The sequence below is a fragment of the Persicitalea sp. genome (genome assembly GCF_041751555.1).
GTDB lineage: Bacteria > Bacteroidota > Bacteroidia > Cytophagales > Spirosomataceae > Persicitalea.
On sequence record NZ_JBGSXF010000122.1, the window covers coordinates 1 to 5,243 of the forward strand.

The window sequence follows — 5,243 nt, forward strand, 5'->3', positions numbered from 1 at the left end:
GGCGTGGGCGGCGTGGGGTTGAACGTAATCCAGGGAGCCAGAATCGCCGGGGCTACGATGATCGTGGCCGTGGACCTCAGTCCCACGCGGCTGGAAATGGCCAAAGAATACGGCGCAACCCACACAATCCAGGCAAAAAAAGAAGACAAATGATTGCTGGAAGCCGCCAGGGAAGTAAAAGCGATGACCGCAGAACGCGGGGCGGACTACGCTTTCGAATGTACCGCTATTCCTGAACTCGGCGCTGCCCCGCTGGCGATGATTCGCAACGCGGGAGTAGCCTGCCAGGTCAGCGGCATCGAGCAGGAAATAAAAATTGACATGAATCTCTTCGAGTGGGACAAGCTCTACATCAACCCGCTCTACGGCCAATGTAGCCCCGAACGTGATTTCCCGAAAATTCTATCGCTTTATAAAGAAGGCCAACTAAAACTTGACGAACTCATCACCCGCACCTACCCGTTGGAAGACCTCGCCCAAGCCTTCAACGATATGCATCATGGGAGGAATGCGAAGGGGGTAATACAATTTTGACTAGAGGAGAAATTTTCTTCGTGTCGGCCTGACTTGAGATCAGATCAGTCTTTCTCGAGTTCTTGACCTGCACTCATCAATCTCCTTCCTCCAACTCGAAAATCTCGTCAACCGTTTTTCCAAAAACGCGAGCAATTTTCAACCCCAGAGTCAGTGACGGCGAGTACTTTTCAGCTTCGATAGCGTTGATCGTTTGACGCGACACCTGTACGCGCTCGGCGAGTTCGGCTTGTGTGATATTGAGGGTCGCGCGCTCGATGCGGATTCGGTTTTTCATAGCGCCAGGATTCTGCTTTCGTTTTGCCTGATTTCCCGCGCTTCTTTGTACAGCAGCCAGTGAAAACGTAGCACAAAGATCAACAGCGGTGTAAACATATTGTAAATCATGATATTCAGGAATGGCAATCCATGAACAAACATAATGCAAAGTACCAGCACCAGCGTGTTGCCATAAATAGCCCATTGCAAGGCACCCAAGCGCATTTGGGCTGTGCGTTCGTCTTCATTTTTCACCTGTGCAAACCCCGTAAGGAAAAGACCAATCATTATAGCCAGCGAAATGATCTCATCAATCAGGTTTAGGGTAGCCTCACCCGTTGTGTTTTCATTCAGCGTGGTAGAACCGCTGAAATCGGAACCCCCATTTGAAACAGTCCCTGATAAGGAATACGGATCGCCGAAGGGCCAAGGAATCGTGATTTGAGCCTGGATGGGAAAGTCTTCATCCGAAATTAAAGACCAGAATCCCACCGGGATAAAAAGTACCAGGAGCACCCAACCCATGGGTTTCCAGCGATTGGGTAAGAGATTTTTTGTTTTCATGGCTAATAAATTTTAAGTGAAAGTTTAATGGGGCAAATGTAAAGTATATTTTACATTTTTGTCAAGTATATTTTACATTATATCAAAAATAATTTACCAACCTGGCGAAATAGTGGGTTTAAACTAGAATAAGAACCGCTCAGCAGGAACTTCTTTTTGTTAGTTTTGCAGAAAACCCAATTTCGAAAAGCTTACCGCGCGGGCATACCCGGAGCAAAAGCTGACTGCCAAAATGAAAAATCCCCAACGCTACACCGTCACCGCTGCCCTGATCTACGCCAACGGCCCCATCCACATCGGGCACCTGGCAGGATGCTACATTCCGGCGGATATTTATGTAAGGTATTTAAGGTCAAAGGGCGCGGATGTTGCCTTCGTCAGCGGCACCGATGAACACGGGGTGCCGATTACGATTCGCGCCAAGAAGGAAGGTGTCACGCCGCAAGAGGTCGTGGACAAATACTACGCCCAAATTGCCGCCTCCTTCGCTGAACTGGGCATTTCGTTCGATGTCTATTCCCGAACCAGCAAGTCTGTCCACCACGAAACGTCGCAGGAGATATTTAAAGATTTATTTGACAAAGGCGTGTTCGTGGAGGAAACCACTGAGCAGTACTACGACGAGACGGCCAAGCAGTTTCTAGCCGACCGCTACATCGTGGGTACCTGCCCGGTTTGTGCCAATCCCAACGCCTACGGTGATCAGTGCGAACGCTGCGGCTCCACGCTCAGTCCCACGGAATTGATCGAGCCACGCTCTACCCTATCGGACACGCCGCCCGTGCTGCGGGCTACGACCAACTGGTTTTTGCCGCTGGATAAGATGCAGCCGGAAATTCAGGCCTACATCGACAGCCACCCCGAGTGGAAAACCAACGTGCAGGGACAGTGCCAGTCGTGGCTGAAAGAGGGCCTGAAACCCCGCGCCATGACCCGCGATTTGGACTGGGGTATCAAAGTACCGCTGCCCGATACCGATGGGAAAGTATTGTACGTGTGGTTTGAGGCGCCGATTGGCTATATCTCGGCTACGAAGGACTGGCTCACCCAAAAGAACGGTAACGACACGGGTTGGGAAACCTGGTGGAAAAAAGACGATACCAAACTGGTACATTTCATCGGTAAAGACAACATCGTCTTCCACTGTCTTATTTTCCCGGCGACGCTCATGGCTGAGGGCGGATACACCTTGCCGGATCAAGTACCCGCCAACGAATTTATGAACCTGGAAGGCGACAAGATCTCGACCTCCCGGAACTGGGCCGTGTGGCTGCACGAGTACCTGGAAGAATTTCCGGGCAAGCAGGACGTGCTGCGCTACGTACTCACGGCCAACGCCCCCGAAACCAAAGACAGCGAGTTCACCTGGAAGGATTTTCAGACCCGCAACAACAGCGAGTTGGTCGGTATCTTTGGCAATTTTGTGAACCGCGCGATGATTCTGACGCAGAAGTTCTGCGAGGGTAAAGTCCCGGCATTGAGCGAATTGCAGGAAATTGACAGAAGCACCCTGGAAGAACTGGCCAATTTTCCGGCCCGCTTTGCCGACGCGCTGGAAAACTACCGCTTCCGCGAAGGCCTGACGCTGGTAATGGATCTGGCGCGGCTGGGCAACAGGTACTTAGCCGAAACCCAGCCCTGGCACGCGATCAAGACCGACACCGATGGTACCACCGACCGCCGCGTGGACACAATCATGAACATCGCGCTGCAAATCACGGCTTCGCTGGCGATTGTGGCCGAACCGTTTTTGCCCTTCACTGCCGCTAAAATCAACGGGCAACTGGGTTTTGAACAAAAACCATGGGCCGATGCCGGACGCGCCAACTTACTCCCCGCCGGACACGCCCTAGGGGAGTCCAGTCTGCTTTTTGAAAAAATTGAAGACGAAGCCATCCAAAAACAAATCGAAAAACTTCACGAAGCTAAGCGCATGAATGAACTGGAAAGCAAGCAGGTACCAGAAGTACGGGGCGAAATTCAATTCGACGATTTCACCAAAATGGACATCCGCGTGGCGACCGTGCTGGAAGTAGAGGCGGTGCCGAAGAGCAAAAAACTCTTAAAAGTAAAGCTGGATATCGGATTGGAAGAGCGCACCGTGCTGAGTGGCATCGCCGAGCATTTTTCGCCCGAAGAAGTAACGGGACGGCAGGTACTGTACCTGGCCAACCTCGCCCCGCGCAAAATGATGGGAACCGAGTCGCAGGGTATGATTCTGATGGCCGAGGACCGCGACGGTAGTTTGTCTTTCCTGCAACCCGGCAAAAAAATCTGGAATGGCGGGACGGTGAGCTAACGCAAAAAGTCCCCCGACTCAAAAGAATCGGGGGACTTTGCCGAACGATTAGCGGCTTTCAAATTCTTGATTACCAGCGCTCGATATTCACTTTGCGATGGAAATCTTTGTGTGTCTCGTCAGCGGGCAGATCAAGCATCAAGTAACGGCGGTCGTCATCGTAACGGGCCGAAATGCCTTCCACATCCACATCGGCAGGAATCTGCATCTTGCTAATAAAGCGAATAGAACGCATATCGCTGGATTCACCTTCTGACTTGCCAAAAATCGGCAGCAAATGGTAGATCATGAGTTTGTCTTTCAAAATCTCGATCTGCAGTTCATCTGGTTCGATACCGGGTGCTTTCACCATTACTTCGTAGCCGTCCTCCGTGTTCTCTATGTTCATGATGGGCTGACTCATACCACCATTAGCGGTGTTCATAAAGTCAATGCTCATCAGCATTTCTTGTGGGATATTCAGTTTGTTTTTCATGAGCTGGTTTTTAAGTCTTACGTGTATAAGAGATAAAAACTACGTTCCAGTTTAAAGGGTGAAAACTAACAGTCAATGAGCATTGTCTATTTGATATCTCATAAATGGCTATTAGTCAGATATGTACAACTATGTTAGACAAGTCAAGGGTATTTTTACGGCTGATTCTGATTGATAGATTCCTGCCAAATACGCCGACTTCATACTCTCGTACTGCCACCTTGTCTTCTTTCGAACTACCTTATAAGGCAAAAAAAGCAAATGTCAGAGGTGATTGACCTCTGACATTTGCTTTCGAGCAATTGCCTTGCATAGCGAGAAACTGTGTTATTCAGTACCTCTCTAGGATCTGCCTCCGTAGTTTTCCCGAAACTTCCGAAAGAGCCTGAGGCCAGCTATCGGAACTGGCTTCGGCAAAGTAGTTTCTTCCCGGTGCCCCTACCCGAATGCGGGCCAACTTATTATATGGCTGGGCGAAATTCGACTCGCTGAGATAAACATCAGCTCCCAGGATACTTCCATAGATTCGCATCAAATTCTTTATTTCGGCGCGAATATTAGTTAAAACGTCAATGGTGGGATCAAAATCTTCGGTCTGGATAGCGAGTTTGATATTTTGAAATCGTTCGATCTTTTGCATGGCTCGTCTGTTATAATACTGGTTTTATGGTTCTGTCGAGGGGACGATTCATTGCTTTTTTTCCTCAGAGTGGGTACATATTCCTCACCTTATTTGTAATCTCCTTCATCTCTTGAACTACACAAACCCCAATAGAGTAAGTCGGTAGCCCGAAAAAGCGGTTTTACGCCGGGTTTGGAACAGTCTTGTCAGATAAGACATTAAAAATGGCTTGCCTAAGCCACACTCAATTCAATCTTATACCCTATAACATCTGCACATATGGAAATTTTCAAAATAGAACAGCTAAACGAACTATCGAAAGTAAAGGGACTGCACCACGTGACGATTTTCTCACCCACCAGTCGCGAATCCACCGATAATTATCAGAAGGACAAGATCAATTTCAAGAATCAGTTGCAGGTGGCCGTTTCCCAGCTCAACAAGCTGTATGGTATGAGTGATACCGAGGCCAAAAACTACCTGAAACCTGG

The 5,243-nt window shown here is 49.2% G+C and carries 5 protein-coding genes and 2 pseudogenes; 3 read left to right on the forward strand and 4 right to left on the reverse strand.

The window, feature by feature from the left end:
- Nucleotides 1-534 (forward strand): annotated as a pseudogene (locus tag ACEW8P_RS04130) (zinc-binding dehydrogenase); the annotation flags it as partial.
- A gap of 76 nt (nucleotides 535-610) precedes the next feature.
- On the opposite strand, the gene ACEW8P_RS04135 reads toward ACEW8P_RS04130, so the two are convergent.
- Both ACEW8P_RS04135 and ACEW8P_RS04140 read right to left on the reverse strand, forming a co-directional pair.
- The gene (locus tag ACEW8P_RS04135; protein WP_373511846.1) at nucleotides 611-811 is read right to left on the reverse strand and encodes a helix-turn-helix transcriptional regulator; all 201 of its coding nucleotides are present in this window, start codon (nucleotides 809-811) and stop codon (nucleotides 611-613) included.
- The gene (locus ACEW8P_RS04140) at nucleotides 808-1,356 is read right to left on the reverse strand and encodes a hypothetical protein (protein WP_373511847.1); all 549 of its coding nucleotides are present in this window, start codon (nucleotides 1,354-1,356) and stop codon (nucleotides 808-810) included. Before ACEW8P_RS04140 ends, ACEW8P_RS04135 begins: the two co-directional genes overlap by 4 nt.
- A gap of 220 nt (nucleotides 1,357-1,576) precedes the next feature.
- Here ACEW8P_RS04140 and metG point away from each other — a divergent pair, with 220 nt between their 5' ends.
- Complete coding sequence (gene metG, locus ACEW8P_RS04145; RefSeq protein ID WP_373511850.1) at nucleotides 1,577-3,655, forward strand: methionine--tRNA ligase; 2,079 nt, start codon at nucleotides 1,577-1,579, stop codon at nucleotides 3,653-3,655.
- A gap of 70 nt (nucleotides 3,656-3,725) precedes the next feature.
- Here the strand turns inward: metG and ACEW8P_RS04150 are convergent, their stop codons facing one another.
- On the reverse strand, nucleotides 3,726-4,130 hold the full coding sequence (locus ACEW8P_RS04150) for an Hsp20/alpha crystallin family protein (RefSeq protein WP_373511848.1): 405 nt from the start codon (nucleotides 4,128-4,130) through the stop codon (nucleotides 3,726-3,728).
- 331 nt (nucleotides 4,131-4,461) lie between these two features.
- Nucleotides 4,462-4,770: an HPF/RaiA family ribosome-associated protein gene (locus ACEW8P_RS04155; protein WP_373511849.1), complete on the reverse strand. Its 309-nt coding sequence runs from the start codon at nucleotides 4,768-4,770 to the stop codon at nucleotides 4,462-4,464.
- A gap of 261 nt (nucleotides 4,771-5,031) precedes the next feature.
- On the opposite strand from ACEW8P_RS04155, the pseudogene ACEW8P_RS04160 reads away from it, so the two are divergent.
- Nucleotides 5,032-5,243: pseudogene (locus tag ACEW8P_RS04160) on the forward strand (hypothetical protein); the annotation flags it as partial.

Excerpts from the sequence above, each read along its gene's own strand:
- ACEW8P_RS04155 (WP_373511849.1), bottom strand. The coding sequence starts at position 4,770 with ATGCAAAAGATCGAACGATTTCAAAATATCAAACTCGCTATCCAGACC.
- ACEW8P_RS04150 (WP_373511848.1), bottom strand. The coding sequence starts at position 4,130 with ATGAAAAACAAACTGAATATCCCACAAGAAATGCTGATGAGCATTGAC.
- ACEW8P_RS04140 (WP_373511847.1), bottom strand. The coding sequence starts at position 1,356 with ATGAAAACAAAAAATCTCTTACCCAATCGCTGGAAACCCATGGGTTGG.
- ACEW8P_RS04135 (WP_373511846.1), bottom strand. The coding sequence starts at position 811 with ATGAAAAACCGAATCCGCATCGAGCGCGCGACCCTCAATATCACACAA.